Consider the following 25,865-nt stretch of genomic DNA (forward strand, 5'->3'; position numbering starts at 1 on the left):
TCTCCGCCCGCGCCCTCGGCCAGCGCCGTCAGCAGTGCCGCTGCCATCCGCACCGTTCCTCCCGTGCCGTGCCGTGCCGTGCCGGAGGGACGGTCACGCCGCCTTCGCGTACCACACGACCTGTGCGGCGAGCCCCGCCACGGCGAGCGCCTCCAGCACCGAGAGCGCGACGAGCAGCCGGGTGGCGTCCCCGTTCACCCAGAAAACGACCAGCGCCGCCAGCGGTACCGCGCAGAACGCCGTCAGGTCGATCACGGTCTGGATCGTCTTGCGGGACCGGCGACGGGTGTCGCTCCGGTGGTACGCCTCCCACCCGAAGGTCGCGAATCCCGGGCTGTGAGCCGCGAGTTCGGCCAGCTTGGGCCCCAGATCGTCCCGGACGTAGAGCCCGATCGCCGAGATCTTCTCGTCGTTGACGAGGTAGGTCCAGCCGAGGACGAGGCACACCGGTGGCAGCGCCAGCAGCATCGAGGGCCGCTCCGCCTGGGCGGTGGCGGCGATGACGGCGGCCACGACGGCGAGCGTCACGTAGAGGAGGTTGTCCCGGAATCCGATCCTCGCCCTCTGCTCGCTCTTCACGCTCTCGTACTCGGCGAGCAGCAACTTCCCCACCGTGACGTCCTGTTCCGGCACTGGGCCTCCTTCCGCCGGCGGTAACTTACGACTATGCCGGACATCCAGCCCACCGTTCTGGTCCTGACCGCACTCCCGCTCGAATACGCCGCCGTCCGCGCACATGTCGGAGAGCGGGAGGAGCGGGTGCACCGGGACGGGACCCGGGTCGAGGTGGGCCGGCTCGCGGGCACCTCCTGGCACGTCGCCCTGGCCGAGCTGGGCATGGGCGCCGAGCGGGCAGCCGCTCTCACCACCCAGCTCATCAACTGGCTGCGCCCGGAGGCCGTGCTCTTCGTCGGTGTCGCCGGCAGCCTGAAGGACGATGTCGAGATCGGCGACGTCGTCGTGGGCACGCAGGTGTACGAGATCCACGGCGGCAAGCAGTCTCCGGAGGGCTTTCTGGTCCGTCCCAAGTCACTGCCGGGTTCTCACACGCTGGAACAAGCGGCGCGTTCCGCCGTACGGGACATGTCCGGGGTGCGGGCGCACTTCGTGCCGATCGCCACGGGAGACGTCGTCCTGGCGGACGCGGAGTCGGAGTTCGCCGCTTTCCTCCGTCGGAGTTACAACGACGCGGGCGCCATCGAGATGGAAGGCTCCGGAGCGGCTCACGCAGCCCACTTGAACGGCCGGTTGAACGCCCTGGTGATCCGGGGCATCAGCGACCGGGCCGACGCGAGGAAACACCGGGCCGACGCCTCGGGTTCACAGCAGCGCGCCGCCGCGCAGGCCGCGGCGGTGACGGTGGCGGTGCTGCACAAGCACCGGCCCCGGGAGGATTCCTCCGACTCCGAGGAGGAACCGCGGGCAACGACGTACGGCGGAGACCACATCGACTTCCGGGGCGGCACCTTCTACGGCCCTGTCACCGGCAAACGCGACGCGCGGCGACGGTAGGGACAGCGGGTGCACCGCTCACGGCCCGGTACCGCGAGCGTCCACCACACTCCCGCCACGCCTCCCCGGCTTCACCGGAGGCCGGCCACCTCCTCCAGGGGCAATCCCGCGCACACGCATTGACCTGACCAGACCGCCCCTCTTACGTTCGCCGGGCAGCCGTCCAGGCCACAGTGTCGTGCGCCCCCAGGAGGTCATGCCCGTGCGCCCCACCGTCCGGTTCACCGCCCTGTTCGTTCTCACCGCGCTCGCCTCCGCCTCGCTCGCCGCCTGCGGAAGCGGCTCCGGCGGTGACGCGGACACCGTGAAGGTCTCCTTCAAGCAGTCGACGGACAACTCCGTCAAGGTGATGGACACCTACCTCGGCGACATCAAGAAGCAGTTCGAGAAGGCCAACCCGGGGAAGAAGGTCGAGCTGGTGCCGATCAAGGCTCCGGACTCGGAGTACTACACCAAGCTCCAGCAGATGCTCCGCTCCCCCAAGACCGCGCCCGACCTGGTCTACGAGGACACGTTCCTCATCAACTCCGACATCACCAGCGGGTACTTGAAGCCGCTCGACGACTACCTCGCCGAGTGGAAGGACTGGGACCGGTTCATCGACACGGCGAAGGCGGCGGCCAGGGGCGAGGACGGGAAGACGTACGGCGTGCCGGACGGGACCGACACCCGCGGGCTCTGGTTCAGCAAGGACGTGTTCGCCAAGGCGGGTCTGCCCGCCGACTGGCAGCCGAAGACCTGGGACGAGGTCCTCGGCGCCGCCCGCACGATCAAGGAGAAGGTCCCCGGCGTCACGCCGATCAACGTCTACACCGGCAAGCCCGCCGGCGAGGCGGCCACCATGCAGGGCTTCGAGATGCTGCTGTACGGCACGGGCACGGGGGACGGTGGCGCCGATCCGCTGTACGACAAGGGCAGCAAGAAGTGGGTCACGGCGGGGCAGGGGTTCAAGGACGCCCTCGGTTTCGTCGAGACGGTGTACAAGGAGAAGCTCGGGCCGGAGGTCTCCGACGCCCTCGACCCCAACTTCTCCACGAAGGTCCGCGGTGAGCTGCTGCCGCAGGGCAGGCTCGGGATCGCGCTCGACGGCTCCTGGCTGCCGCAGGACTGGCTGGAGGGCAGCGGGCACGAGTGGCCCGAGTGGTCGAAGGAACTGGGGCTCGCGGCCATGCCGACGCAGAACGGGCAGGCACCGGGACGCGTGAGCATGTCCGGCGGGTGGACCTGGGCGATTCCGGCCAAGGCGGGCAACCCCGACCTCGCCTTCGAGTTCGTCAAGACGATGCAGACCAAGGCCAACGCCCAGAAGTGGTACATCGCCAACTCCGGCATCGCGGTCCGCGAGGACGTCGCGGAGGACCCCGCCTACGTCGCGGCCCAGCCCGGCATCAAGTTCTTCACCGACCTCGTCGCCGACACCCACTACCGGCCCGCCTACCCCGCGTACCCACAGGTGTCCGTCGCCGTCCAGGAGGCGATGGAGGGCGTGACGACCGGCGACAAGTCGGTCGAGGAGGCGGCGCGCGACTACGACGAGGCGCTGAAGGAGGCCACCGACGGCAAGGTGGTGAGCAGGTGACGGCGACCGTGCCGGGGCACGCCGGGCCGGAGGCGCGCAAGGCGCCCGCGGCCGCGTCCTCCGGCGGGCGGACCGGCACCGTGCGCCGGTCGCTCCTGCGTGCCCTGCCCCTCTCCCCCGCCGTCGTCCTCCTGCTGCTCTTCCTCGCCGGTCCGATCGTCTACTGCGTCGTCATCGCCTTCACCGACCTCCGGCTCACCGGGCAGGCCCGGGAGTCCTTCGTCGGCTTCGACAACTTCACCCGCGCCTTCCGGGACGAGGCGTTCCTCAACGCCGTATGGCTGACCCTGGTGTTCACCGTGCTGTCGTCGCTGATCGGGCAGAACACGCTGGGGCTGGCGCTGGCCTCGCTGATGCAGCGGGCGTCGAAGCCGGTCCGCACGCTCACCGGTGGCATCGTTGTCACGGCCTGGGTGCTGCCGGAGGTGGTGGCGGGCTTCCTGCTCTACGCCTTCTTCCGACGCGAGGGCACCCTCAACGCGATCCTGGACTGGCTCCATCTGCCCTCCCAGAACTGGCTGTTCACGCTGCCGATCCTGGCGGTGTCCTTCGCCAACGTGTGGCGGGGAACGGCGTTCTCGATGCTGGTGTACTCGGCGGCGCTGAACGAGATCCCCAAGGAGATCACCGAGGCCGCCGAGGTGGACGGCGCGAGCGGCTGGCGCCGGATGTGGCACATCACGCTGCCGATGATCCGGCGCTCCATCGGTACCAACCTCATGCTCAACACGCTGCAGACGCTGTCGGTCTTCGGGCTGATCTGGGTGATGACGCGGGGCGGGCCGAGCGGCAGGAGCCAGACGCTGCCGCTGTTCATGTACGAGCAGGCCTTCCAGAACAGCCTGATCGGGTACGGCACGGCGGTGGCGCTGCTGCTGTTGCTGATCGGCTCGCTGTTCTCGGTCGTGTACCTGCGCCTGCTGCGGACGGAGGTCTGACATGGCGAACACCCCCGCCTCCCGGCGCAACCGGCGCCGTACGGCCGCCGACGCCGGGCTGCTGGTGGTGGCCGCGGCCTTCGTGCTGCCGTTGGCCTGGGTGGTGCTGTCCGCCCTCGACCCGCACGCGAGCCTGAGGGTCAAGGTCCCCGACGGGGTCACGCTGGACAACTTCGACGCGATCCTCACCCCGGAGATCACCTTCACCCCGCTGCTCAACAGCCTCATCCTGTGCGGCGGGGCGACGCTGCTGACGGTGGTGTGCGCGGCGCTCGCGGCGTACCCGCTCTCCCGCTTCCGGTCGCGGCTGAACCGGCCGTTCCTGCTCACCGTCCTCTTCGCGACCAGCCTGCCGATCACGGCGATCATGGTGCCGGTCTACGCGCTGTTCGTGCGGGTGAACCTGATCGACACCGTGCAGGGGACGATCTTCTTCTTCGCCGCCTCGCAACTTCCCTTCGCGATCTGGCTGATGAAGAACTTCATGGACGGGGTGCCGAAGGAACTGGAGGAGGCGGCGTGGACGGACGGGGCGTCGTCCTTCCAGTCGCTGCTGCGGATCGTGCTGCCGCTGATGGGACCGGGCGTGGCGGTGGTGACCGTGTTCTCCTTCGTGATGATGTGGGGGAACTTCTTCGTCCCCTTCATGCTGCTGCTCTCCCCGGACCGGATGCCCGCCTCGGTGAGCATCAACGACTTCTTCGGCAACCGGGGCATGGTGGCGTACGGGCAGCTCGCGGCGTTCTCGATCGTGTACTCCACGCCGGTCGTGCTGCTGTACGTGCTGATCTCCCGGCGGCTGGGCGGCGGGTTCGCGCTGGGCGGGGCGGTCAAGGGGTGAGCGCCCACCGGTCCGTACGTTCCTACAACCCGTATCGCTGACCGAACAGCCCGTAGTCAACGCCGCCCCGGACCCCTACGGTGTGGCGCGTGCGCCGACCCTCACCCGGCCCGAGCCAGTCGGGTCCTCCGTTCAACGCCCTCGCCGCCCGCCGGCTGCGTGCCGCCCTCCGCATGGGCCCCGAGCACGTCGCCCACGGCATGCGGGTCTCGTACGGCCTGCCGTACGTCACACCCGACCTCGTCGTCGCCTGGGAGCGTGGGACGGCTGTCCCCGAGGGCCCGGAGCTGACCGCGCTCGCGGGGGTGCTGTGGTGCTCGCCGGGCGAGCTGATCGGGCGTCCGCAGTCCCTGCGCGAGCACCGCGTCGCGCGCGGTCTGGCGCCGGAGGACGTGGCGCGGGCCGTCGGGCTCGGGCTCGCCGCCTACCGGCGGATGGAGGAGGCGGACGACTGGCGCGGCACCGACCGGCAGTCGGCCCAGCTCGCCGACGTGCTCGGCCTCACGCTGCCCGACTTCGTGACCGTCACCGGGCGCGAGGAGAAGCTGGCCGGCCTGCTGACGAGCGCGGTGACCACCCGCTGGCAGGGATGTGTGCGCCCGATAGCGAAGCTGGCGCCGCTGGACCGGCGCGTGCTGGAGAACGTCCTGCAGGTGCTGCACCAGGACTACCAGGGGCGGATGGCCGCCACCCTGAGCTGGGGCGGCGGCGCCCCCGACTCCAGTGCCGGGGGCCGGGACTTCCTCGACCGGATCGTGGAGCACTTCTGGACGGCGGTCGAGAAACACCCTTGAGGTCCCGCCCGGCGTCGGGGCCTAGAAGACCGACTCCGCCTCGTCCATCCGGTCCTTCGGGACCCTCTTCAGCTCGGTGACGGCCTCCGCGAGCGGCACCATCACGACGTCCGTGCCGCGCAGCGCCGTCATCCGGCCGAAGTCGCCCCGGTGCGCGGCCTCCACCGCGTGCCAGCCGAAGCGGGTGGCCAGGACCCTGTCGTACGCGGTCGGGGTGCCGCCGCGCTGGACGTGGCCGAGGATGACCGGCTTGGCCTCCTTGCCGAGCCTGCGCTCCAGCTCGAAGGCGAGCGCGGTGCCGATGCCCTGGAAGCGCTCGTGGCCGAACTTGTCTATGGCGCCCTTGCCGTAGTCCATGGTGCCCTCGGCGGGGTGGGCGCCCTCGGCGACGCAGACGACGGCGAACTTCTTGCCGCGGGAGAAGCGCTCCTCGACCATCTTGACCAGGTCGGCGGGGTCGAAGGGGCGCTCGGGCAGGCAGATGCCGTGGGCGCCGGCGGCCATGCCGGACTCCAGGGCGATCCAGCCGGCGTGCCGGCCCATGACCTCGACGACCATCACGCGCTGGTGGGACTCGGCGGTGGTCTTGAGGCGGTCCATCGCCTCGGTGGCCACGCCGACGGCCGTGTCGAAGCCGAAGGTGCGGTCGGTGGAGGAGATGTCGTTGTCGATGGTCTTCGGCACCCCGACGACCGGCAGACCGGCGTCCGACAGCATCCGGGCGGCGGTCAGCGTGCCCTCGCCGCCGATCGGGATCAGGGCGTCGATCCCGAAGTTCTGGATCATGTCCCCGGCGTTCTCGCAGGCCTCGCGGAGCCGGTCGCGCTCCAGGCGGGAGGAGCCGAGGATGGTGCCGCCGCGGGCCAGGATGCCGCTGACGGCGTTGAGGTCGAGGGTGCGGTAGCGGCCGTCCAGCAGGCCCGCGTAGCCGTCCTCGAAGCCGATGACCTCGTCGCCGTAGTTGTCGACCGCTCGGTGCACGACCGACCGGATCACTGCGTTCAGGCCGGGGCAGTCGCCGCCTGCGGTGAGAACTCCGATACGCATCGTGCTGTGTCTCCTGCTCGCTGTTGACACCGGTGAGCCGGTCCAATTGTTCCACGGCCCCGAGGACGGTGGGCGCCGGATGCTGCTGACGGGCGCCTTAACCCTGGCCGGAGGTACTGTCAAGAGGGTTCCGCGGCCCGACGAGGAACCTCACCCGGCGGACCCGGCGGACCCGGCAGATGCGACGGACCCGGCGGACCCGGCGGACCCCTGAGACGCTCACCCCGACGAAACGGAGAGCACGCGTGACGCGCAGCGTGTACGTGACCGGTACCGACCGCGGCGACGGCCGCCAGGTCGTCGAGCTGGGGGTGATGGAGCTGCTCACCCGGCAGGTCGACCGGGTCGGCGTGTTCCGTCCCCTGGTGCACGACGGGCCCGACCGGCTCTTCGAGCTGCTGCGCGCCCGCTACCGGCTCTCGCAGGACCCGGGGACGGTCTACGGCATGGACTACCGGGAGGCCTCCCTCCTCCAGGCCGAGCAGGGCGTCGACGAGCTGGTGTCCGCCCTGGTCGACCGGTTCCACCTGGTGGCCCGGGACTACGACGTCGTCCTCGTCCTGGGCACCGACTACGCCGACACCCAGTTCCCGGACGAGCTGTCGCTGAACGCGCGGCTCGCCAACGAGTTCGGCGCCTCGGTCCTCCCCGTCGTCGGCGGCCGCAGGCAGAGCGCGGACTCGGTGCTGGCCGAGACCCACAACGCCTTCCGCGCCTACGACGGCCTGGGCTGCGACGTGCTGGCCATGGTGACCAACCGGGTCGCGCGCGAGGACCGGGACGAGATCGCCGAGCGGCTCGCGCACCGGCTGCCGGTGCCGTGCTGGGTGGTGCCGGACGAGCCCGCCCTGTCCGCGCCGACCGTCTCCCAGATCGCGCACGCCCTGGGCGCCCGGGTGGTGCTCGGGGACGACTCCGGGCTCGCCCGCGACGCGCTGGACTTCGTCTTCGGCGGGGCCATGCTGCCCAACCTGCTGGCCGCGCTGACCCCGGGCTGCCTGGTCGTCACGCCGGGCGACCGCGCCGACCTGGTGGTCGGCACGCTGGCCGCGCACAGCGCCGGCACCCCGCCGATAGCCGGGGTGCTGCTGACCCTGAACGAGGTGCCCGGCGAGGGCATCCTGACCCTCGCCGGCCGGCTGGCCCCGGGCACACCGGTGCTCTCGGTGACCGGCAACAGTTTCCCCACCGCCGAGCAGCTCTTCTCCCTGGAGGGCAAGCTGGGCGCGGCCACCCCGCGCAAGGCGGAGACCGCCCTCGGCGTCTTCGAGCGGTACGTCGACACCGCCGAGCTGAGCAAGCGGGTCTCGGCGCCCAGCGGCGACCGTGTCACGCCGATGATGTTCGAGCACCAGCTCCTCGAACAGGCCCGTTCCGACCTGCGCCGGGTCGTGCTGCCGGAGGGGACCGAGGAGCGGGTGCTGCAGGCGGCGGAGGTGCTGCTGCGCCGGGGCGTGTGCGAGCTGACGCTGCTCGGTCCGGCCGAGCAGATCCGCAAGAAGGCCGCCGACCTCGGCATCGACCTCGCCGGGGCGGAGCTGATCGACCCGGCCGCCAGCGAACTGCGCGACTCCTTCGCCGAGAAGTACGCCGCCCTGCGCGCCCACAAGGGCGTCACCGTGGAGCTGGCGTACGACGTGGTCGCCGACGTGAACTACTTCGGCACGCTGATGGTGCAGGAAGGATTCGCCGACGGCATGGTGTCGGGGTCGGTGCACTCGACGGCGGCGACCATCCGCCCCGCCTTCGAGATCATCAAGACGAAGCCGGACGCGGAGATCGTCTCCTCCGTCTTCTTCATGTGCCTGGCCGACAAGGTCCTGGTCTACGGCGACTGCGCGGTCAACCCGGACCCGGACGCCGGGCAGCTCGCCGACATCGCCGCCCAGTCCGCGGCGACGGCGGCGCAGTTCGGGGTGGAGCCCCGGATCGCGATGCTGTCGTACTCGACGGGCACCTCCGGTTCCGGCGCGGACGTCGACAAGGTGCGCGAGGCCACCGAGCTGGTCCGCTCGCGCCGCCCGGACCTCAGCATCGAGGGGCCGATCCAGTACGACGCGGCGGTCGAGCCGTCGGTGGCCGCGACCAAACTCCCCGGCTCGGCGGTCGCCGGGCAGGCCAGCGTGCTGATCTTCCCCGACCTGAACACCGGCAACAACACGTACAAGGCGGTGCAGCGCTCGGCCGGTGCCATCGCGGTCGGCCCGGTCCTCCAGGGCCTGCGCAAGCCGGTCAACGACCTGTCGCGGGGTGCGCTCGTGCAGGACATCGTCAACACCGTCGCCATCACGGCGATCCAGGCCCAGCAGTCCCCGACCGAGAAGGCGTCCGCCCAGTGAGCCCCACGCGTGTCCTCGTCCTCAACTCCGGCTCCTCGTCGGTGAAGTACCAGCTGATCGACATGGGCGGGGGCGAGCGGCTGGCGGTCGGGCTGGTCGAACGCATCGGCGAGCGGACGTCGCGGCTGAAGCACACCCACGTGGCCGCCGGCGACACCCGGGAGCAGGAGGGCCCGATCGCCGACCACGAGGCCGCCCTGAAGGCGGTCGCCGCGGAACTGGGCCGGGACGGTCTGGGTCTGGACTCCCCGGAGCTGGCCGTGATCGGACACCGGGTGGTGCACGGCGGCGAGTTCTTCAGCGAGCCCACCCTCGTCGACGAGACCGTGCTCACGGAGATCGAGCGGCTGATCCCGGTCGCTCCGCTGCACAACCCGGCCAACCTCACCGGCATCCGCACCGCGCGGGCGCTCCGCCCCGACCTGCCCCAGGTGGCGGTCTTCGACACCGCGTTCCACACGACGATGCCCGAGTCCGCGGCGCGCTACGCGATCGACCCGAAGATCGCCGACCGGTACCGCATCCGCCGCTACGGCTTCCACGGCACCTCGCACGCGTACGTCTCGCGCGAGACGGCGCGACTGCTCGGCCGGGCGCCCGAGGACGTGAACGTGATCGTGCTGCACCTGGGCAACGGGGCGTCCGCCTCGGCCGTGCGGGGCGGGCGGTGCGTGGACACCTCCATGGGGCTGACACCTTTGGAGGGGCTCGTGATGGGTACGCGCTCGGGAGACATGGACCCGGCCGTCATCTTCCATTTGATGCGCGTTGGCGGAATGTCCGCCGACGAGATCGACACTCTTCTCAACAAGAGGAGCGGCCTGTTCGGTCTGTGCGGCGACAACGACATGCGGGAGATCCGCCGCCGGGTGGACGAGGGCGACGAGCAGGCGGGACTGGCCTTCGACATCTACATTCACCGGCTGAAGAAGTACATCGGCGCCTATTACGCCGTTCTCGGACGGGTGGACGCGGTGGCGTTCACCGCCGGGGTCGGCGAGAACGCGGCGCCGGTGCGGGAGGCCGCCGTGGCGGGCCTGGAGGGGCTGGGCCTCGCGGTGGACGGCGGGCTGAACGCCGTACGCGGCGACGAGGCGCGGCTGATCTCGCCCCCGGACGCGCGGGTGGCGGTGGCGGTGGTGCCGACGGACGAGGAAATGGAGATCGCGACCCAGAGCTATGCACTTGTGAATGAATCGGGGAATCCCCTTCTCACCTGAGCGGCATCCCGCCCTTTTGTATTTTCCGCCAGCCGGAATATTCCGCGCCGAAACAAACCGATAGGATGGCACCCATGCGCCGTTCGAAAATCGTCTGTACTCTCGGCCCCGCGGTCGACTCCCACGAGCAGCTCGTCACGCTGATCGAAGCCGGCATGAACGTGGCCCGCTTCAACTTCAGCCACGGCACCCACGCCGAGCACCAGGGTCGTTACGACCGGGTGCGGGCCGCCGCCAAGGAGACCGGCCGGGCCATCGGCGTCCTCGCCGACCTCCAGGGCCCGAAGATCCGCCTGGAGACCTTCGCCGAGGGTCCCGTCGAGCTGGTGCGCGGTGACGAGTTCACCATCACCACCGAGGACGTCCCGGGCGACAGGACGATCTGCGGCACGACGTACAAGGGCCTGCCCGGGGACGTCACCAAGGGCGACCAGGTCCTCATCAACGACGGCAACGTCGAGCTGAAGGTCACCGAGGTCGAGGGCCCCCGGGTGAGGACGATCGTCATCGAGGGCGGCGTCATCTCCGACCACAAGGGCATCAACCTGCCCGGCGCGGCGGTCAACGTCCCCGCGCTGAGCGAGAAGGACGTCGACGACCTCCGTTTCGCGCTGCGCATGGGCTGCGACCTGGTCGCCCTCTCCTTCGTCCGGGACGCCAAGGACGTCGCCGACGTGCACCGCGTCATGGACGAGGAGGGCCGCCGCGTCCCGGTGATCGCCAAGGTGGAGAAGCCCCAGGCGGTCGACAACATGGAGGACGTCGTGATGGCGTTCGACGGTGTGATGGTCGCCCGCGGCGACCTGGCCGTCGAGTACCCGCTCGAAAAGGTCCCCATGGTGCAGAAGCGCCTGATCGAGCTGTGCCGGCGCAACGCCAAGCCGGTGATCGTGGCGACCCAGATGATGGAGTCGATGATCACCAACTCCCGTCCGACCCGCGCCGAGGCCTCCGACGTGGCCAACGCGATCCTGGACGGCGCCGACGCGGTCATGCTCTCCGCCGAGTCCAGCGTGGGCGCGTACCCGATCGAGACCGTCAAGACGATGTCGAAGATCGTCACCGCCGCCGAGCAGGAGCTGCTCTCCAAGGGCCTCCAGCCGCTGGTGCCGGGCAAGAAGCCGCGCACGCAGGGCGGTTCGGTGGCCCGTGCCGCCGCCGAGATCGCCGACTTCCTGGGCGGCAAGGGCCTGGTGGCCTTCACCCAGTCCGGCGACACGGCCCGCCGGCTCTCCCGCTACCGCGCCTGCCAGCCGATCCTGGCCTTCACCACCGACGAGTCCACCCGCAACCAGCTCGCGCTGAGCTGGGGCGTGGAGCCGCACGTGGTGCCGTTCGTGAACAGCACCGACGAGATGGTCGACCTGGTGGACCAGGAGACGATGCGCCTGGGCCGGTTCGACGACGGCGACGTCGTCGTGATCACCGCCGGTTCGCCCCCCGGCGTGCCCGGCACCACGAACATGGTCCGCGTGCACCACCTGGGCGAGACGCGCCGCGGCTGACGGCACCACCGGCCCCCGAGGGGGCTCCCGTACGGCGTCGAGGGCGCCCCCTGCGACAGGGGGCGCCCTCGGGCGTCCCGCGGGCTCCCGGCGGAGCGCGGGCGCCGTCAGCCGGTCACGTACTGGTGCAGTCCCGGGATGTGCAGCGTGCCGCCGAACTGGCCGGCCTGGACGACCGTCACCTTGGTGAAGTAGATGAGCGGGATGTCCAGCGGCGGCGGGTGCTCGGGGTCGAAGGTGATCGGGATCAGCCCGAGCAGGTTGCCCGAGATGCTCTCGGTGTACATCACCGTCTCGCCGTCGCGGATCGTGGACGTGGAGCCCTCGGCCGCCTGCACGTGGTAGGTCTTGCCGATCTGCTTGTCCTTCACCGTCTGGTGCAGGTCGCCGATGTCGGTGCCGTTGGAGATGACGTACTTCAGCACCTTCTTGGTGGTGCCGTTGGCCGTCTTCACCTCGACGATGCCCTTGTAGGAGGCGCCCTTCAGCAGCAGCGAGCTGGCGTTGAGGTACCACGGGTCGTCGGGCAGCGGCACCGTGTTGTCGACGCCGCCCTCCTCGTCGGTGGCGACCGGGCAGTCGTCCACGTCCGTGCCGGTGCTCGCGGAGGCGCTGGGGGTGGGCGTGGCGGTGGCGTCCTCCTTCGCCTTCGCCGCGTCCTCCTTCGCCTTCCCGGCCGCCTCCTCCGCCGCCTCGGCCGCCTTGTCCACCGACTTCGCGGTGTCCTCGGCCGCCTTCGACGCCGTGCCGGTCACGCCCTCGACGGTGTCCTTCGCCGTGTCGGCGGCCTTCTCGGTGGTGTCCTTCAGCGCGCCGGACACGCCGGACGCGCTCTCGGACGCCGAGGGGGACGGCGTGGGGCTCGGGCTCTCGTCGTTCTTCTTGCCGCCGGTGAACAGGTCCTCCAGGGCGTCGCCGATGCCCTCCAGCAGACCGCCCTTGGTCTCCGACCCGGAGGGGGACGGCGCGGCGGTGGAACCGGACGCCGCCCGGCTCCCTGACGCGGAGGGGCTCGGCGCGGGTGCGGACTGCTCGTCCTCGGCGCCCTTGTCGTCGGAACCTGAATCCGGCGAAGAGGGGCCGTCGTCGTCCTTGTCCGCGTTCTTGTCCTCGTCCTTGCCGGCGTCCCCGGCGGAGGCGGAGGGGCCGGGCTCCTTCGCGTCGTCCTTGCCGTCCTCGGCCCCGTCGGTCGCCGAGGGCGAGGGCGTCGGCGACGCGGACGGGTCCTTCTCGGCGTCCTCGATGGCCGCCACGCAGTCCTTGTACTCGTCGGCCGTCAGGCTGTTGGAGGGCGGCGACGCGTCGTTGCCGTCGGCGAGGGCGAGCGTCGGCGTGAACCCCATCCCCATCAGCACGGCCGTGGGCATCGCCGCGATGGCTATCGCCTTGCCGGCCGGCATGTGGAACCTGGTGAACAACGGCTTCTTGGGTGCCGCGTGGCGCGGCCCGGTTCTCACGCGGGACGACTCCCCGTCGGTCCCGCGGGTCACCTCGTCAGCCGGCACTGTGCCTCCCGTTCGCCCCGTTGGCCGGGCTCGTTCCTGACAGATCGTGCGCCCCCGGTGCCGTGAGGACCTGGGAGGGTTCCCCGTCGTCCACTCCGCCGCGCGGCCCCGGCACCGTGGGGCCGCCCGCCGTGGTCCCGGGCTTGTCGAGGCCGGGGAAGGCGGTGTCGCCGGCCGCGGGCACCGCGCCCTCGGGCGTGCCGTCCGTGCCCTTGCCCTCCAGCGGCGGCTCGGCCTGCGGCGGCTCGCCCGGCACCCACGACACGGCCATGGCCCCGCCGACGAGTGCGAACAGGAAGCCGATGAGGAAGCCGCCGAGGTTGGACACGGGGATGGACACCAGCGCCAGCAGGATCGCCGCGACGCCCGCGAAGACCCGCACGTGCTTCTGGAACCACAGGCTGATGCCCAGGACGACCAGCAGCACGCCGATGATCAGGGACCCGGCGCCCGCGGTGGTGGACATCGCCAGCGTCAGGTGACCGATCTGGAGGTTCGCGTACGGGAAATAGGCGATGGGGAGTCCGCCGAGGGCGACGAACAGGCCGGCCCAGAACGGCCGTGCGCCACGCCAGGCGCGGAACTGCAGCCTCCGGCGGGTGAACTGGCCGGCTGCGGCAGGAGTCTCGGCGCTCATGGAAAACAGCTCCCTGGTACGGCTTTGCTGTGGTGGAGATGCGGTCCGCGTGTGAAGGCGCGGCCGGAGAGGGGACGGGCGGGGGCGCCACCAGGCTCCCCCGCCCGTCAACGAGTGCTTAGTAGCACTCCTTGACACCCTTGGACAGCGACATCTTCAGACCGCTGAGCTTGAAGGTTCCGGCGGTGGTCGCCCACGCCGTCTGCTTCACGTTGGTCAGCGTGGCCGAATCGGCCTGCTGCGAGAACCCGTAGGGGTTGGTGGTGTCGCCCTTCTTGATGCCGGGACCCTTGTTGGCGTCCTTGGCGGCCACACCGATGTCGATGCCGCGGAACGTGGCATCGGCCTGGAGGTCCTCGACGTCGATGTACAGGTTCTCCGCCTTGACCGGGGTGTCGCCACCGCCGGCCTTCAGCATGAGGCTGACCGAGCCGATCAGCGGGATGTCCGGGGTGACCACGGACTGGCACATGTTCTTGATCTGCGCCGAGTCGAACGCCGAGACCGCGACGGGGTGAGCCGCCTTCTCGCCCTTCAGCGTGTAACCCGAATCGACCGCGCCGTACTGCAAGAAGCCCGTGCCGTCGAGCCGGTCCGCCGTCACCTTGAACGACTGCCCCGACACGCTGAACGACGCGGCCAGAGCGCCCTGCGCGAGCGCGACGCCTATCGCAGCCGTGGCGGCGACGCTGGGCACCATCACCACAGCGAACCGCTTCCATCTGGTCCCGCCACGCACCTGGGACTCCATATTTCCTCCTTCTCGGACGTACATCTCCTGGCCTCGGCCGGCCCCGGGTTCGGCGGCTCGGTCTGGCAGGGATGGGAGAAGTGCTACGTCCTCGGGAAGGAGAGCGCCCGCACTCGGCGGCACGTACAACGCGCCCGAATAACCGGCGATCACCCCCGAGCGACAACCACTGGTCGCGCCTGACACGCATCACGCACAACCCTGCTGGACAGGCTTCGCCGGATGAGCGAAGACCCCCCTGCCCAAAGGGCCGGCCTCACTGCCGCCGACCCTGCTCGGTGGGGACCCAGGAACCCCCGCGACCCGACCGGCTGTCGGGGTACGGGAATGGACCGAGCGTCGCCGATCGTGGTGCATTCTCGCCGCCGACACAAGGGGGTTCGTTACTGGCTAGTAGCGGACGTGTTGCGGCGGGGCGACGCATCGGGCCCGAACGGCGACGCTGGGTGCGCCCTGAGGGCTGAACAAAAGCACTGATCGCCGGACAGAGACAGACAGATCGACGCGGCTGACTTACTGGCAGTAACAGCGGCCGCGATTACCAAGTTTTGGTAAAGCGCGGCCGCAGTGACGCCTCTTCGACAGCTCCTTCACACACGCCACACGCCGTGGGTGTTTGGAACGCCGCCGGAAGCCGGGCTAGAACAGGGCGCGAGCGAGCGACCGGCGTGCCGCGGTGACCCGCGGGTCCTCGGCACCGACCACCTCGAACAGTTCGAGCAGCCGCAGCCGTACGGCGTCGCGGTCGTCGCCCGCCGTGACGCGCACCGTGTCGATGAGGCGCCCGAAGGCGTCCTCGACGTGACCGCCCACCAGGTCCAGGTCGGCGGCGGCGATCTGCGCCTGGGCGTCGCCCGGCTTGTCGGCCGCGTCCTGACGGACCTTCTGCGGGTCGGCGTTCTGCACCCGCTGGAGCAACTCGGCCTGTGCCAGGCCCAGTTTGGCCTCCGTGTTGCCCGGCTCCTCGGCCAGCACGTTCTTGTACGCCTGGACGGCACCGCCCAGGTCGCCCGCGTCCAGGGCCTGTACGGCGGCCTCCAGCGCGGCGTCGTGCGGCCCGGCCGGGCGCTCGGGGGCGGCGGAGCGCGCGGCGCCCGGCTCGGCCTCGGGGTCGACGGTGAGACCGGTCAGACCGAAGCGCTCCTCGGCCACCTGCACCAACTGGTCCAGGGTCTGGCGGATCTGCGTCTCGCTCGCGGCCCCCTGGAAGAGCGGCAGTGCCTGTCCGGCGACGACCGCGAAGACGGCGGGGATGCCCTGGACGCCGAACTGCTGCATCAGCATCTGGTTGGCGTCGACGTCGATCTTGGCGAGGAGGAAGCGTCCGCCGTACTCGACGGCCAGCCGCTCCAGGACCGGGCTCAACTGCTTGCAGGGCTCGCACCACTCGGCCCAGAAGTCGATGACGACCGGGACCTCGGTGGACCGCTGCAGGACCGCGCTCTCGAAGCCGGCCTCGTCGACGTCGATGACGAGGTCGGCCGGGGAGACGGCGCCCGTCCCGCCCTGGCGGGCCGCCTCGGCGCGCGCCTGCTCCGCCTTCGCCTTGGCCTCCTGGGCCTGCTTCACCGCGGCGAGGTCGACGACCCCGCTCATGGACATGTTCCGTGGCTGCATGGGTCTATCCTCCCCCGTACGGCGCGCGCGTGTGAAAAGCGGGTCGAAAGCCCGCCCGGATGTGTGCTGTTCGGCGTGTGTGCTGTCGGCGCGGGGTCCCCACCCCGCACCCGTGGTCGTCGCTGGGGCGCGGGCGGACCCGCGCTTTCGCTACGGGTCGTAGCGTAATGCCATGAGGGCCCGCCGGAACACCCCGCCCCGGTGATCTGTCTCACGGGGGACCGCGTGTTACCCGCCGGTTAAGGTCGGTCCATGCAGAGCAGCAGCCCCGCCGGCCGTGCCGGACGCCCCCGCAGTGCCGCGGCGGACGCGGCGATCCTGGCCGCGACGCGGGCCGCCCTGGTCGACCTCGGCTGGTCCAGGCTCACCCTGGGAGACGTCGCCACGCGGGCCGGGGTTGCCAAGACGACGCTCTACCGCCGCTGGTCGGGCAAGAACGAACTGGTGGTGGACGCGGTCGCGGAACTCTTCGACGAGCTGGAACTGCCCGACCGCGGCTCCCTGGCCGCCGACATCGAGGGCGTGGTCCTCCAGTTCGCGGCGATCCTGGCCCGCCCGGAGGCCCGCAGCGGCCTGATGGCGGTGGTCGCGGAGTCGACCCGCGACGAGGTGCTGCGCGAACGCATCCGCACGTCGATCGTCGAACGCCAGAAGCGCCTGGTCCTGGAGGGCAGGGCCCGGGCGCAGGCACGGGGGGAGCTGCCCCCGGAGCCGGACGCCGCGGAGGCGGCCCGCACGGCGGACCTGATCTTCGACATGGTGGCGGGAGCGGTCGTGCACCGCACCCTGGTCAGCGCCGAGACCGCGAACGGCGACTGGGTCCGGAGCCTGACCCGGGTCCTGCTCTGGGGGCTCACCTCTCGGCCGGCCGAGCCGGGGGGCGGGTGACCTCTCGGCGGCCGGCCGAGCCGGAGGGTGGGTGAGCACAAGCCGGGGGTCCAGGGGGCTCCGCCCCCTGGTGACGCCCGCCGCGGCACGCGGCGCCTAGAACCCCGCGGGCTCCGTGTACACCCCCCACTCCTCGCGCAGCACTCCGCAGATCTCGCCCAGCGTCGCCTCCGCACGCACCGCGTCCAGCATCGGCTCGATCATGTTCCCGCCGGAGCGGGCCACCGCCAGCATCGCGTCCAGGGCTCCCCGCACCGCCGCGTCGTCGCGGGCGGCCCTGCGCTCGCCGAGCACCCGCACCTGCTCGCGCTCGACCTCGTGGCTGACCCGCAGGATCTCCAGGTCGCCGGTGACCGAGCCGGTGTGGACGTTGACGCCGACCACCTTCTTGTCGTCCTTCTCCAAAGCCTGCTGGTAGCGGAAGGCCGACTCGGCGATCTCCCCGGTGAACCAGCCGTCCTCGATGCCGCGCAGGAGACCGGAGGTGATCGGCCCGACGGGGTGCCGCCCGTCGGGGTGGGCGCGCAGCCCCCGCTCCTTGATCTGCTCGAAGATCTTCTCGGCGTCGGCCTCGATCCGGTCCGTAAGCTGCTCGACGAACCAGGAACCGCCCAGCGGGTCGGCGACGTTGGCGACGCCGGTCTCCTCCATCAGCACCTGCTGGGTGCGCAGCGCGATCTCGGCGGCCTGCTCGCTGGGCAGCGCGAGGGTCTCGTCGAGCGCGTTGGTGTGCAGGGAGTTGGTCCCTCCGAGCACGGCCGCCAGCGCCTCCACGGCCGTACGCACCACGTTGTTGTACGGCTGCTGCGCGGTCAGCGAGACGCCGGCGGTCTGGGTGTGGAACCGCAGCCACTGCGCCTTGTCGGTCTTCGCCCCGTACACGTCGCGCATCCAGCGGGCCCAGATCCTGCGCGCCGCGCGGAACTTGGCGATCTCCTCGAAGAAGTCGACGTGCGCGTCGAAGAAGAAGGAGAGGCCGGGCGCGAACACGTCCACGTCGAGACCGCGGCTGAGCCCCAGCTCCACGTACCCGAACCCGTCGGCGAGCGTGTACGCCAGCTCCTGCGCGGCCGTCGCCCCGGCCTCGCGGATGTGGTAGCCGGAGACGGAGAGCGGCTTGTAGGCGGGGATGCCGGCCGCGCAGTACTCCATGAGGTCGCCGATGAGCCGCAGGTGGGGCTCGGGCTGGAAGAGCCACTCCTTCTGTGCGATGTACTCCTTGAAGATGTCGGTCTGCAGCGTGCCGTTGAGCACGGACGCGTCGACGCCCTGCCGCTCGGCGGCGACCAGGTACATGCAGAACACGGGCACGGCGGGCCCGCTGATCGTCATGGAGGTCGTCACGTCGCCCAGCGGGATGTCCTTGAACAGCACCTCCATGTCGGCGGCCGAGTCGATGGCCACCCCGCAGTGCCCGACCTCGCCGAGCGAGCGCGGGTCGTCGGAGTCGCGGCCCATCAGGGTCGGCATGTCGAAGGCGACCGAGAGTCCGCCGCCGCCGTTGCGGAGGATCATCTTGTAGCGCTCGTTGGTCTGCTCGGCGTTGCCGAACCCGGCGAACTGCCGGATGGTCCACGTACGCCCCCGGTACCCGGTCGGATACAGGCCGCGGGTGAAGGGGTACTCGCCCGGCCAGCCGATCCGCTCGAAGCCCTCGTACCCGTCCCCGGGCCTCGGCCCGTACACCGGCTCCACGGGGTCCCCCGAGAGCGTGGTGAAGTCCGCGTCGCGCTTGCGTGCCGCGTCGTACCGGGCCTGCCAGCGACGGCGGCCCTCTTCTATGGCGTGAGCGTCCATCCTTCAAATTTACTAGGACGTCCAACTAAATGTCGATGGGGTACCGCCGTACGGGTGTCCGCACGGCGGTGGTGCGGCCGGTGAAGGGCCGGTTACGCCTTGACGGGGGCGGGCGCCTCGGCGGCGGCGACCTTGGCGTCCAGTTCCTTGCTGATCCTGCGTTCCACGAAGAACGCCGCGGTCGGAACGGTCCCGGCGAGCAGCACCCACAACTGCTTCTTCACCGGCCACTTCGCCTTGGAACCGAGGTCGAACGCGAAGATCAGGTAGATCACGTACAGCCAGCCGTGGGCGATGCTGACGACCTGGGTGAAGTCGGCGGCGCCACCCAGATCCAGCCCGTACTTGGCGATCATGCCAAGGCACAGCGCGATCAGCAGCACACCGGTGACGTACGCCATGACCCGGTAGCGGGTCAGCACGCTTCGTTTCATGGATACGAGCGTAACCGCCCGTTTCGCGCGATCTTCGACCGGGTCGGGCGGCTCGCCGGGCCCCCCGGGGCCGGCCCGGCGGCCCCGGCTCAGTCCTCCTTGAAGTCCCCCGCGGCGACCCGCAGCGGCCGGAGCATCGCGAAGATCTCCCCGCACTCCTCGGCGTCGTACGCGCCCAGGCCGAAGTCCATCGCCATCAGCTCGCGGGTGGCCGCCTCGACGACCTCGCGGCCCTTGTCGGTGATGGTGGCCAGGGTGCCGCGGCCGTCGTTGGGGTTGGGGCGCTTGGCCACCAGGCCGGAGCGCACCAGCCGGTCGACGGTGTTCGTCACGGAGGTGGGGTGCACCATCAGGCGCTCGCCGATCTTGGACATCGGCAGCTCGCCCGACTTGGAGAAGGTGAGCAGCACCAGCGCCTCGTAGCGCGCGAACGTGAGCCCGTACGGCTTGACCACGGCGTCGACCTCGGCCAGCAGGATCTGCTGGGCCCGCATGATCGACGTGATCGCGGCCATGGAGGGCACACCGCCCCAGCGCTGTGCCCAGAGTTCGTCGGCTCGGGCGATGGGATCGAAGGAGAGACTGAGGGGCTTCGGCACGCCACCAGACCTTACCGGCCGGTCACATGCCGGTCAGCCCCGTCTCGCCTTTCGATACCACCGCCCGGGCCGGGCGGTCAGCCGGCGAGGTGGCGCTCGACCGTCTCGACCTTCGACGTGAGGCCGTCCGTCACGCCGGGGCGGATGTCGGCCTTGAGGACCAGGGAGACCCGCGGAGCGCGCGCCTCGACGGCGGCGACGGCCCGCCGGACGACGTCCATGACCTCGTCCCACTCGCCCTCGACGGACGTGAACATCGCGTCGGTGCGGTTCGGCAGGCCGGACTCGCGGACCACCCGGACGGCGTCGGCCACGTACTCCCCCACGTCCTCGCCGACGCCGAGCGGCGTCACGGAGAAGGCGACGATCATGCGTTCACGACCCCTTCCTGGCGGGCGCGGGAGGCGATGACCGCGTCCTCGGCCTCGCGCTTGAGGCGGCGCTCGGCGAAGAAGCCGCCGGTGGGCAGGACGGAGAGGACGAAGTAGAGCGCGGCGGTCTTCAGCGGCCACTTGGCCCGGTTCCAGGCGTCCGCCCAGAAGAGCACGTAGAGGACGAAGAGGAGGCCGTGGATCGCGCCCATCACCGGCACCGCGTTGAAGTCGGTGGTCCGCTTCAGGACGGAGCAGACGAGCAGGAGGAGGAACGAGATCGCCTCGGGCGCCGAGACCAGGCGGAGGCGGCGGAGGGCGGTGGCGGTCTTGAGGTCCACGGGTCACCTTCGGGAGGGAGGAGGTCGCTGACGGTGCGGGTGGCACGTGCGCTCCGCCTTGTGAACGGAAGCACAATCGCTCGGCCATTGTGGCAAACAGCGCCCTAAGGGGTGGACTCAGGGTCGGTCTCCACCCGTGGGCCCTGTTCTGTCCACCCTTGGCGGGGCTACTTTCGCAATGTGGCGATGTTCCGACTTCAAGGCAGCAAGGTCCTCGCCGTCGACATGACCGGAGACGCCGTGAAGGCGAAGAACGGCTCGATGGTCGCGTACGACGGCGAGATGGCCTTCAAGAAGCTGACGGGCGGCGGTGAGGGGCTCCGGGGGATGGTGACCCGGCGGATCACCGGTGAGCAGATGACGGTGATGGAGGTGAAGGGGCGGGGGACCTGCTGGTTCGCGGACCGGGCCTCGGAGATCAACCTCGTGGCCCTCCAGGGCGACAGGCTGTACGTGGAGTCGAGCAACTTCCTGGCGGCCGACGCCGGACTGCGTACCGGCACCCGTTTCACGGGCACGCGCGGCGCCTCGCAGGGCAACGGGCTGTTCACCACGACGATCGAGGGGCACGGGCAGGCGGCGATCATGTCCGACGGTCCCGCGGTGGTGCTGCGCGTCAGTCCGCAGTACCCGCTGACCGTCGACCCGGGGGCCTACGTCGCGCACCAGGGCGACCTGCGGCAGTCCTTCCAGTCGGGGGTGAGCTTCCGCACGCTGCTGGGGGAGGGCGGCGGGGAGGCCTTCCAGATCCGCTTCGAGGGCGACGGACTGGTCTACGTGCAGCCGAGCGAGCGGAACACGATCGCGGGGGATGTGTGAGATGGGCTTCGACGAGATCAACTCCAAGATGGTCCGGGCCACCGTCGCCCCCGGGCAGCGGCTGTTCAGTCAGCGCGGGGCGATGCTCGCCTACCGGGGCGAGGTGTCCTTCACCCCCAATCTGCGCGGCGGGCAGGGCGGGGTCATGTCGATGATCGGCCGCCGGGTGGCCAACGAGGACACGCCGCTGATGACCGTGGAGGGCAGCGGCACCGTCTTCTTCGGGCACGGCGGCCACCACGTCCAGGTGATCAACCTTTCGGGTGACACGCTGTACGTGGAGGCCGACCGCCTGCTCGCCTTCGAGGGCAGCCTGGAGCGGAGCACCGTGTTCCTGGGCTCGCAGGGCGGGGTCATGGGCATGGTGCGGGGCCAGGTGAGCGGGCAGGGGCTGTTCACCACGTCCCTCAAGGGCCACGGTGCGGTGGCCGTGATGGCCCACGGCGGGGTCTTCGAGGTGCCCATCACTCCCCAGCGTCCGGTCCACGTGGACCCGCAGGCCTACGTCGCCCACCACGGCGACGTCCGTAACAGGCTCTCCACGGCCCTGGGCTGGCGGGACATGGTGGGACGCGGTTCCGGCGAGGCGTTCCAACTGGAGCTGAGCGGCAGCGGCGCGGTGTTCGTCCAGGCCTCGGAGGAGAAGCTGTGAACACGGTCCACCACGACCCGGCGACGCTGCCGGCCGACGACAACGTCAACGCGTACACCTTCTGCGTGGAGCTCAAGGGGAGCCAGTGGTTCCTGCAGAAGGGGAAGATGATCGCCTACTACGGGGCGATCGATTTCAACGGGATCGGGCACGGCCGGCTGGACCGTCTGGTGCGCACGTCGTTCCATTCGCCTCTGCACGCGAGCGACTGGGTCGTGGCGGAGGGCTCGGGCAAGATGCTCCTCGCCGACCGGGCCTTCGACGTGAACTCGTACGACCTGGAGGACGGCAACCTGACCATTCGCTCGGGCAACCTGCTCGCTTTTCAGCCAAGCCTCGCGCTCAAGCAGTCGATCGTGCCGGGCTTCCTGACGCTGATCGGGACCGGGAAGTTCGTGGCCGCGTCCAACGGCCCGGTGGTGTTCATGGAACCGCCGGTCCGGGTCGACCCGCAGGCCCTGGTCGGCTGGGCCGACTGCCCGTCCCCGTGCCACCACTACGACCACGGGTACCTGACCGGCCTACTGGGCGGTCTACGTGCGATGACGGGGCTCGGCGGGGCCTCCGGGGAGGAGCACCAGTTCGAGTTCGTGGGGGCGGGGACGGTGCTCCTTCAGTCGAGCGAGGTGCTGATGGCCGAGCAGGACGTGGGGGCTCCGCCGCAGCAGGCCGGGGTGCCCGCAGGCGGCGCTCCCGGAGCGCAGGGCGGCCGTTCGGGCGGACCGGGGCTTCCCGGACAGCTCGGGGACCTCCAACGCCGCTTCGGGCTGTGAGCGGTAATCTGCGGAGTGTGACGTCGAACGCGTGCGCACCGTCACTGTCACGGAAAACCCCTCACTAGTTCGCCTTTCAACCTTTTAGGTAGACTTCATTCATGGAGACCGAGACGGCCACTCGCTGGCTGACCGATACGGAGCAGTGTGCTTGGCGCACCCACCTGGAGGTCAACAGGCTGTTGACGCACCAGCTCGAGAAGGACCTGCAGCCGTTCGGCCTGACAATGAACGACTACGAGATCCTGGTGAACCTCTCCGAGTCGGAGGGCGACAGGATGCGGATGAGCGATCTGGCCGCCGCCACGATGCAGTCCAAGAGCCGCCTGTCCCACCAGATCACGCGCATGCAGAACGCGAACCTGGTCCGGCGGGAGAACTGCGAGTCCGACCGCCGCGGGCTCTTCGCCGTCCTCACCGAGCACGGCCTGGAGACCATGCGCAAGGTCGCCCCGCACCACGTGGCCTCCGTCCGCAGGCACTTCATCGACCTGCTGGCCCCGGAGGACCTGACGGAGCTGGACAAGGCGCTCAGGCCCATCGCCGAGCACCTGCGCGGGCAGCGGGGACGCCCCTGACCACGTCCCCCTGAGCCCGCTCAGGCACCGGCGCCCGGCAGGCGGAGCTCGAACAGGGCGCCGCCTGCCGGCGCGTCGTGCACCGTGAGCGTGCCGCCGTGCCGTACGGCGACGTCGCGGGCGATGGCCAGCCCGAGACCGGCCCCGCCGTCGTCGCGGCTGCGGGCCGCGTCGAGCCGTACGAAGCGCTCGAAGATCCGCTCCCGGTCGGCGGCCGGCACCCCCTCGCCGTCGTCGGCCACGGCGACCACCGCCACGTCCCCGTCCCGGCCCACGGACACCTCCACCGCCGAGCGCGCGTGCCGCTGGGCGTTGTCCAGCAGATTGGCCAGCACCCGCCCGAGCTGCCCCCGTGATCCGGCCACGCTCACCGGGCCCGCGTCGCCGTCCCGCACCCTCACCCCCGCCCGCCCCTCGGCGGCCTCCCGGGCGAGGGCGGCCAGGTCGACCCGGCCGTCGGCGGGCCGCTCCCCGGCGTCCAGCCTGGCCAGCAGCAGCAGGTCGGCGGCGAGCCGCTGGAGCCGTACGGTGTCCTCCACGGCGCCGTCGAGGTCCAGCAGTTCGGGGTGGGCGGCGGCCACCTCCAACTGGGTGCGCAGCGAGGCGATCGGGCTGCGCAGCTCGTGCGAGGCGTCCGCGACGAACCGGCGCTGCCGCTCCACCGAGGACTCCAGCGCGGCCAGCGTCTCGTTGGTGGTCGAGGCGAGCCTGGCCACCTCGTCGTGGGTGCCCGGCACCGGGACGCGGCGGGCCAGGTCCTCGCTGGCGGTGATCGCGGCCATCTCCCGCCGGATGCCCTCCACCGGGCGCAGTGCGCGCCGGGTGACCAGCCAGGTCACCCACGCGACGACCGCGAGCAGCAGCGGGAAGCCGATCAGCATCACCGTGAGCGCCGTGTTCACGGCACCGTGCTCGGCCGAGAGCGGGGCACCGGCGTAGACGGTGAGCCGGTCGCCGGCGCGGGTCTCCACGGGGACGGCGACGAAGCGGTAGTCCTCCGTGTCGCCGTCGATGGTCGCGGTGCCGTCGCCCACGGTGGCCGGCTCGCCGATCTCGCCGGCCTCCAGCGACGCGTCGGTGTCGTCCTCGGTGCCCCCGTCGTCGGAGTCGGAGTCGGAATCGGAATCGGAATCGGAGCCGGAGTCGTCGTCCGCGGCCGACGGCTGCGGCTTGACCGCGTCGACGCCGGTGCCGGTGATCCGGCGCAGGTCCTCGGTGGCGGCGACCAGGGTGCCCGCCTCGTCGACGACCTGCACGGGGCGTTCGTCGTCGTCCAGGTTCAGTTCCGTGTACCGCGTTCCGACGGCCAGCGCGGTCGCCACGTCCCGCGCCGAGCGCTCTGCCTGGGTGCCCGCCTCGCCGAGCAGGTTGGAGCGCAGGGACAGCAGGACGGCGGTGCCGGCCGCGACGAGGGCGACGGCGACCACGAGGGTCGCCGCCAGCGTGGCGCGGGCCCGCACGGAGCCGAAGAGGCGGCTCACCGGCCGGTCTCCAGCCGGTAGCCGGCGCCGCGCACGGTCCGGATGAGCCCGGCGCGCAGCTTGCGCCGGAGCGCGCTGACGTACACCTCGACGATGTTGGGGTCGCCGTCGTAGGCGAAGTCCCAGACGTGTTCCAGGATCTCGGCCTTGGAGACCACCTGCCCGGCGCGCACCACGAGCTGCTCCAGGACCGCGAACTCCTTGGCGGTGAGGGTGATCTCGTCCTCGCCGAGGAACACCCGGCGGGCGGCGGTGTCGACCCTGAGGTCGCCGTGGACGTGGACGGGCGAGGCCTCGACGCCCCGCCGCCGCAGCAGGGCCTTCACCCGGGCGACGAGGACGACGTACGAGAAGGGCTTGGTGAGGTAGTCGTCGGCGCCCGTGTCCAGGCCCTCGGCCTCGTCGTACTCGCCGTCCTTGGCGGTGAGCATCAGGATCGGCACGTCGTGTCCGGCGGCGCGCAGGGCGGCGCAGACCCGGTAGCCGTTGAGACCGGGCAGCATGATGTCGAGGACGACGAGGTCGTACCCGCCCTCGCCGGCCCGGTGCAGTCCCTCCAGGCCGTCGTGGACGACGTCCACGGCGTATCCCTCGGCGGTGAGGCCCTTGGCGAGCGACACGGCGAGGCGCTTCTCGTCCTCCACGATCAAGAGTCGGAAGGGGCGGCGCGAAGCGCCTCGGGCAGGGTGATGGTGGGCGACGGGCGGGCGCATGCGTCAAGAGTGGCAAAGCGGAGCTGAAGATCGCTTCAGGCGGCTTCAGCTCGGCCTCAGCGTCGGTCCCCGACAGTGAGGACGTCGAGAACCACTGGAACCACCGGACTGTGGACGATGTCCGACGAATCGGA

At 70.8% G+C, this 25,865-nt stretch carries 26 protein-coding genes; 13 read left to right on the forward strand and 13 right to left on the reverse strand.

What is annotated here, in order from left to right; all coding sequences use genetic code 11:
- Nucleotides 1-93 precede the first annotated feature (93 nt).
- A complete protein-coding gene (locus tag IG88_RS0115475) occupies nt 94-633 on the reverse strand; it encodes a hypothetical protein (RefSeq protein WP_031040522.1) in 540 nt (179 codons plus the stop codon).
- Between the two features lie 33 nt (nt 634-666).
- Between IG88_RS0115475 and IG88_RS0115480 the strand changes: the two genes are divergently transcribed.
- The 5 genes from IG88_RS0115480 to IG88_RS0115500 all read left to right on the forward strand — a co-directional run bounded on the left by IG88_RS0115480 (nt 667) and on the right by IG88_RS0115500 (nt 5,664).
- Entirely contained in the window at nt 667-1,512 is an 846-nt protein-coding gene (locus IG88_RS0115480) for a 5'-methylthioadenosine/S-adenosylhomocysteine nucleosidase (protein WP_031040526.1), read from the forward strand.
- Between the two features lie 196 nt (nt 1,513-1,708).
- A complete protein-coding gene (locus IG88_RS0115485) occupies nt 1,709-3,091 on the forward strand; it encodes an extracellular solute-binding protein (protein ID WP_031040529.1) in 1,383 nt (460 codons plus the stop codon).
- The gene (locus IG88_RS0115490; RefSeq protein WP_031040532.1) at nt 3,088-4,029 is read left to right on the forward strand and encodes a carbohydrate ABC transporter permease; all 942 of its coding nucleotides are present in this window, start codon (nt 3,088-3,090) and stop codon (nt 4,027-4,029) included. The genes IG88_RS0115485 and IG88_RS0115490 overlap by 4 nt, the downstream gene beginning before the upstream one ends.
- 1 nt (nt 4,030) lies before the next feature.
- Nucleotides 4,031-4,870, forward strand: a complete 840-nt coding sequence (locus tag IG88_RS0115495; RefSeq protein ID WP_031040535.1) for a carbohydrate ABC transporter permease — start codon at nt 4,031-4,033, stop codon at nt 4,868-4,870.
- An 80-nt stretch (nt 4,871-4,950) separates the two neighbouring features.
- Complete coding sequence (locus tag IG88_RS0115500) at nt 4,951-5,664, forward strand: helix-turn-helix domain-containing protein (RefSeq protein WP_031040538.1); 714 nt, start codon at nt 4,951-4,953, stop codon at nt 5,662-5,664.
- Between the two features lie 21 nt (nt 5,665-5,685).
- Here IG88_RS0115500 and IG88_RS0115505 read toward each other — a convergent pair whose 3' ends face one another.
- Nucleotides 5,686-6,711 carry an ATP-dependent 6-phosphofructokinase gene (locus IG88_RS0115505; RefSeq protein ID WP_031040543.1) on the reverse strand — a complete coding sequence of 342 codons (1,026 nt, stop codon included), beginning with the start codon at nt 6,709-6,711 and terminating at the stop codon, nt 5,686-5,688.
- A gap of 245 nt (nt 6,712-6,956) precedes the next feature.
- Between IG88_RS0115505 and pta the strand changes: the two genes are divergently transcribed.
- From pta to pyk, 3 genes are all read left to right on the forward strand, one after another.
- Nucleotides 6,957-9,050, forward strand: coding sequence for a phosphate acetyltransferase (gene pta, locus IG88_RS0115515; RefSeq protein WP_031040548.1), 2,094 nt, complete (start codon nt 6,957-6,959; stop codon nt 9,048-9,050).
- Complete coding sequence (locus IG88_RS0115520) at nt 9,047-10,270, forward strand: acetate kinase (protein WP_031040551.1); 1,224 nt, start codon at nt 9,047-9,049, stop codon at nt 10,268-10,270. Before pta ends, IG88_RS0115520 begins: the two co-directional genes overlap by 4 nt.
- Nucleotides 10,271-10,344: 74 nt before the next feature.
- The gene (gene pyk, locus IG88_RS0115525; protein ID WP_031040553.1) at nt 10,345-11,775 is read left to right on the forward strand and encodes a pyruvate kinase; all 1,431 of its coding nucleotides are present in this window, start codon (nt 10,345-10,347) and stop codon (nt 11,773-11,775) included.
- A gap of 107 nt (nt 11,776-11,882) precedes the next feature.
- Here pyk and IG88_RS0115530 read toward each other — a convergent pair whose 3' ends face one another.
- From IG88_RS0115530 to IG88_RS0115545, 4 genes are all read right to left on the reverse strand, one after another.
- Complete coding sequence (locus tag IG88_RS0115530) at nt 11,883-13,280, reverse strand: hypothetical protein (RefSeq protein WP_031040555.1); 1,398 nt, start codon at nt 13,278-13,280, stop codon at nt 11,883-11,885.
- Nucleotides 13,270-13,917, reverse strand: coding sequence for a DUF6114 domain-containing protein (locus tag IG88_RS0115535; protein WP_031040557.1), 648 nt, complete (start codon nt 13,915-13,917; stop codon nt 13,270-13,272). The genes IG88_RS0115530 and IG88_RS0115535 overlap by 11 nt, the downstream gene beginning before the upstream one ends.
- Nucleotides 13,918-14,035: 118 nt before the next feature.
- Nucleotides 14,036-14,668, reverse strand: a complete 633-nt coding sequence (locus tag IG88_RS0115540) for a DUF6230 family protein (protein ID WP_031040558.1) — start codon at nt 14,666-14,668, stop codon at nt 14,036-14,038.
- A gap of 639 nt (nt 14,669-15,307) precedes the next feature.
- Nucleotides 15,308-16,285 carry a tetratricopeptide repeat protein gene (locus tag IG88_RS0115545; RefSeq protein ID WP_031040561.1) on the reverse strand — a complete coding sequence of 326 codons (978 nt, stop codon included), beginning with the start codon at nt 16,283-16,285 and terminating at the stop codon, nt 15,308-15,310.
- Between the two features lie 252 nt (nt 16,286-16,537).
- Between IG88_RS0115545 and IG88_RS0115550 the strand changes: the two genes are divergently transcribed.
- Entirely contained in the window at nt 16,538-17,173 is a 636-nt protein-coding gene (locus IG88_RS0115550; protein WP_031040563.1) for a TetR/AcrR family transcriptional regulator, read from the forward strand.
- A gap of 96 nt (nt 17,174-17,269) precedes the next feature.
- Here the strand turns inward: IG88_RS0115550 and IG88_RS0115555 are convergent, their stop codons facing one another.
- The 5 genes from IG88_RS0115555 to IG88_RS0115575 all read right to left on the reverse strand — a co-directional run bounded on the left by IG88_RS0115555 (nt 17,270) and on the right by IG88_RS0115575 (nt 20,715).
- Nucleotides 17,270-18,970 (reverse strand): acyl-CoA mutase large subunit family protein, encoded by a 1,701-nt coding sequence (locus IG88_RS0115555; protein ID WP_031040566.1) that lies wholly within the window; start codon nt 18,968-18,970, stop codon nt 17,270-17,272.
- A gap of 92 nt (nt 18,971-19,062) precedes the next feature.
- Nucleotides 19,063-19,404 carry a DUF3817 domain-containing protein gene (locus IG88_RS0115560; protein WP_031040568.1) on the reverse strand — a complete coding sequence of 114 codons (342 nt, stop codon included), beginning with the start codon at nt 19,402-19,404 and terminating at the stop codon, nt 19,063-19,065.
- A gap of 89 nt (nt 19,405-19,493) precedes the next feature.
- On the reverse strand, nt 19,494-20,003 hold the full coding sequence (locus IG88_RS0115565) for a MarR family winged helix-turn-helix transcriptional regulator (RefSeq protein WP_030402693.1): 510 nt from the start codon (nt 20,001-20,003) through the stop codon (nt 19,494-19,496).
- Nucleotides 20,004-20,080: 77 nt separating this feature from the next.
- Entirely contained in the window at nt 20,081-20,374 is a 294-nt protein-coding gene (locus IG88_RS0115570) for an MTH1187 family thiamine-binding protein (RefSeq protein ID WP_030187368.1), read from the reverse strand.
- A complete protein-coding gene (locus tag IG88_RS0115575; protein ID WP_030402695.1) occupies nt 20,371-20,715 on the reverse strand; it encodes a DUF3817 domain-containing protein in 345 nt (114 codons plus the stop codon). The genes IG88_RS0115570 and IG88_RS0115575 overlap by 4 nt, the downstream gene beginning before the upstream one ends.
- 186 nt (nt 20,716-20,901) lie before the next feature.
- On the opposite strand from IG88_RS0115575, the gene IG88_RS0115580 reads away from it, so the two are divergent.
- From IG88_RS0115580 to IG88_RS0115595, 4 genes are all read left to right on the forward strand, one after another.
- Nucleotides 20,902-21,534: an AIM24 family protein gene (locus tag IG88_RS0115580; RefSeq protein WP_031040571.1), complete on the forward strand. Its 633-nt coding sequence runs from the start codon at nt 20,902-20,904 to the stop codon at nt 21,532-21,534.
- A gap of 1 nt (nt 21,535) precedes the next feature.
- Nucleotides 21,536-22,186: an AIM24 family protein gene (locus IG88_RS0115585; protein WP_031040573.1), complete on the forward strand. Its 651-nt coding sequence runs from the start codon at nt 21,536-21,538 to the stop codon at nt 22,184-22,186.
- Entirely contained in the window at nt 22,183-22,959 is a 777-nt protein-coding gene (locus IG88_RS0115590; RefSeq protein WP_031040576.1) for an AIM24 family protein, read from the forward strand. Before IG88_RS0115585 ends, IG88_RS0115590 begins: the two co-directional genes overlap by 4 nt.
- A 101-nt stretch (nt 22,960-23,060) precedes the next feature.
- A complete protein-coding gene (locus tag IG88_RS0115595) occupies nt 23,061-23,537 on the forward strand; it encodes a MarR family winged helix-turn-helix transcriptional regulator (RefSeq protein WP_031040577.1) in 477 nt (158 codons plus the stop codon).
- Nucleotides 23,538-23,557: 20 nt separating this feature from the next.
- On the opposite strand, the gene IG88_RS0115600 is transcribed toward IG88_RS0115595, so the two are convergent.
- A complete protein-coding gene (locus IG88_RS0115600; RefSeq protein WP_031040580.1) occupies nt 23,558-25,018 on the reverse strand; it encodes a sensor histidine kinase in 1,461 nt (486 codons plus the stop codon).
- Entirely contained in the window at nt 25,015-25,731 is a 717-nt protein-coding gene (locus tag IG88_RS0115605) for a response regulator transcription factor (protein ID WP_051851920.1), read from the reverse strand. Before IG88_RS0115605 ends, IG88_RS0115600 begins: the two co-directional genes overlap by 4 nt.
- Nucleotides 25,732-25,865: the final 134 nt, after the last annotated feature.

This window comes from Streptomyces sp. NRRL F-5650 (assembly GCF_000721365.1).
GTDB lineage: Bacteria > Actinomycetota > Actinomycetes > Streptomycetales > Streptomycetaceae > Streptomyces > Streptomyces ardesiacus.

Bases quoted from the DNA above. Each gene is read 5' to 3' on its own strand.
- IG88_RS0115480 (WP_031040526.1), top strand. From the start codon at position 667: ATGCCGGACATCCAGCCCACCGTTCTGGTCCTGACCGCACTCCCGCTC.
- IG88_RS0115485 (WP_031040529.1), top strand. From the start codon at position 1,709: ATGCCCGTGCGCCCCACCGTCCGGTTCACCGCCCTGTTCGTTCTCACC.
- IG88_RS0115495 (WP_031040535.1), top strand. From the start codon at position 4,031: ATGGCGAACACCCCCGCCTCCCGGCGCAACCGGCGCCGTACGGCCGCC.
- IG88_RS0115505 (WP_031040543.1), bottom strand. From the start codon at position 6,711: ATGCGTATCGGAGTTCTCACCGCAGGCGGCGACTGCCCCGGCCTGAAC.
- pyk (WP_031040553.1), top strand. From the start codon at position 10,345: ATGCGCCGTTCGAAAATCGTCTGTACTCTCGGCCCCGCGGTCGACTCC.
- IG88_RS0115535 (WP_031040557.1), bottom strand. From the start codon at position 13,917: ATGAGCGCCGAGACTCCTGCCGCAGCCGGCCAGTTCACCCGCCGGAGG.
- IG88_RS0115540 (WP_031040558.1), bottom strand. From the start codon at position 14,668: ATGGAGTCCCAGGTGCGTGGCGGGACCAGATGGAAGCGGTTCGCTGTG.
- IG88_RS0115545 (WP_031040561.1), bottom strand. From the start codon at position 16,285: ATGCAGCCACGGAACATGTCCATGAGCGGGGTCGTCGACCTCGCCGCG.
- IG88_RS0115550 (WP_031040563.1), top strand. From the start codon at position 16,538: ATGCAGAGCAGCAGCCCCGCCGGCCGTGCCGGACGCCCCCGCAGTGCC.
- IG88_RS0115555 (WP_031040566.1), bottom strand. From the start codon at position 18,970: ATGGACGCTCACGCCATAGAAGAGGGCCGCCGTCGCTGGCAGGCCCGG.
- IG88_RS0115560 (WP_031040568.1), bottom strand. From the start codon at position 19,404: ATGAAACGAAGCGTGCTGACCCGCTACCGGGTCATGGCGTACGTCACC.
- IG88_RS0115570 (WP_030187368.1), bottom strand. From the start codon at position 20,374: ATGATCGTCGCCTTCTCCGTGACGCCGCTCGGCGTCGGCGAGGACGTG.
- IG88_RS0115580 (WP_031040571.1), top strand. From the start codon at position 20,902: ATGTTCCGACTTCAAGGCAGCAAGGTCCTCGCCGTCGACATGACCGGA.
- IG88_RS0115585 (WP_031040573.1), top strand. From the start codon at position 21,536: ATGGGCTTCGACGAGATCAACTCCAAGATGGTCCGGGCCACCGTCGCC.
- IG88_RS0115595 (WP_031040577.1), top strand. From the start codon at position 23,061: ATGGAGACCGAGACGGCCACTCGCTGGCTGACCGATACGGAGCAGTGT.
- IG88_RS0115605 (WP_051851920.1), bottom strand. From the start codon at position 25,731: ATGCGCCCGCCCGTCGCCCACCATCACCCTGCCCGAGGCGCTTCGCGC.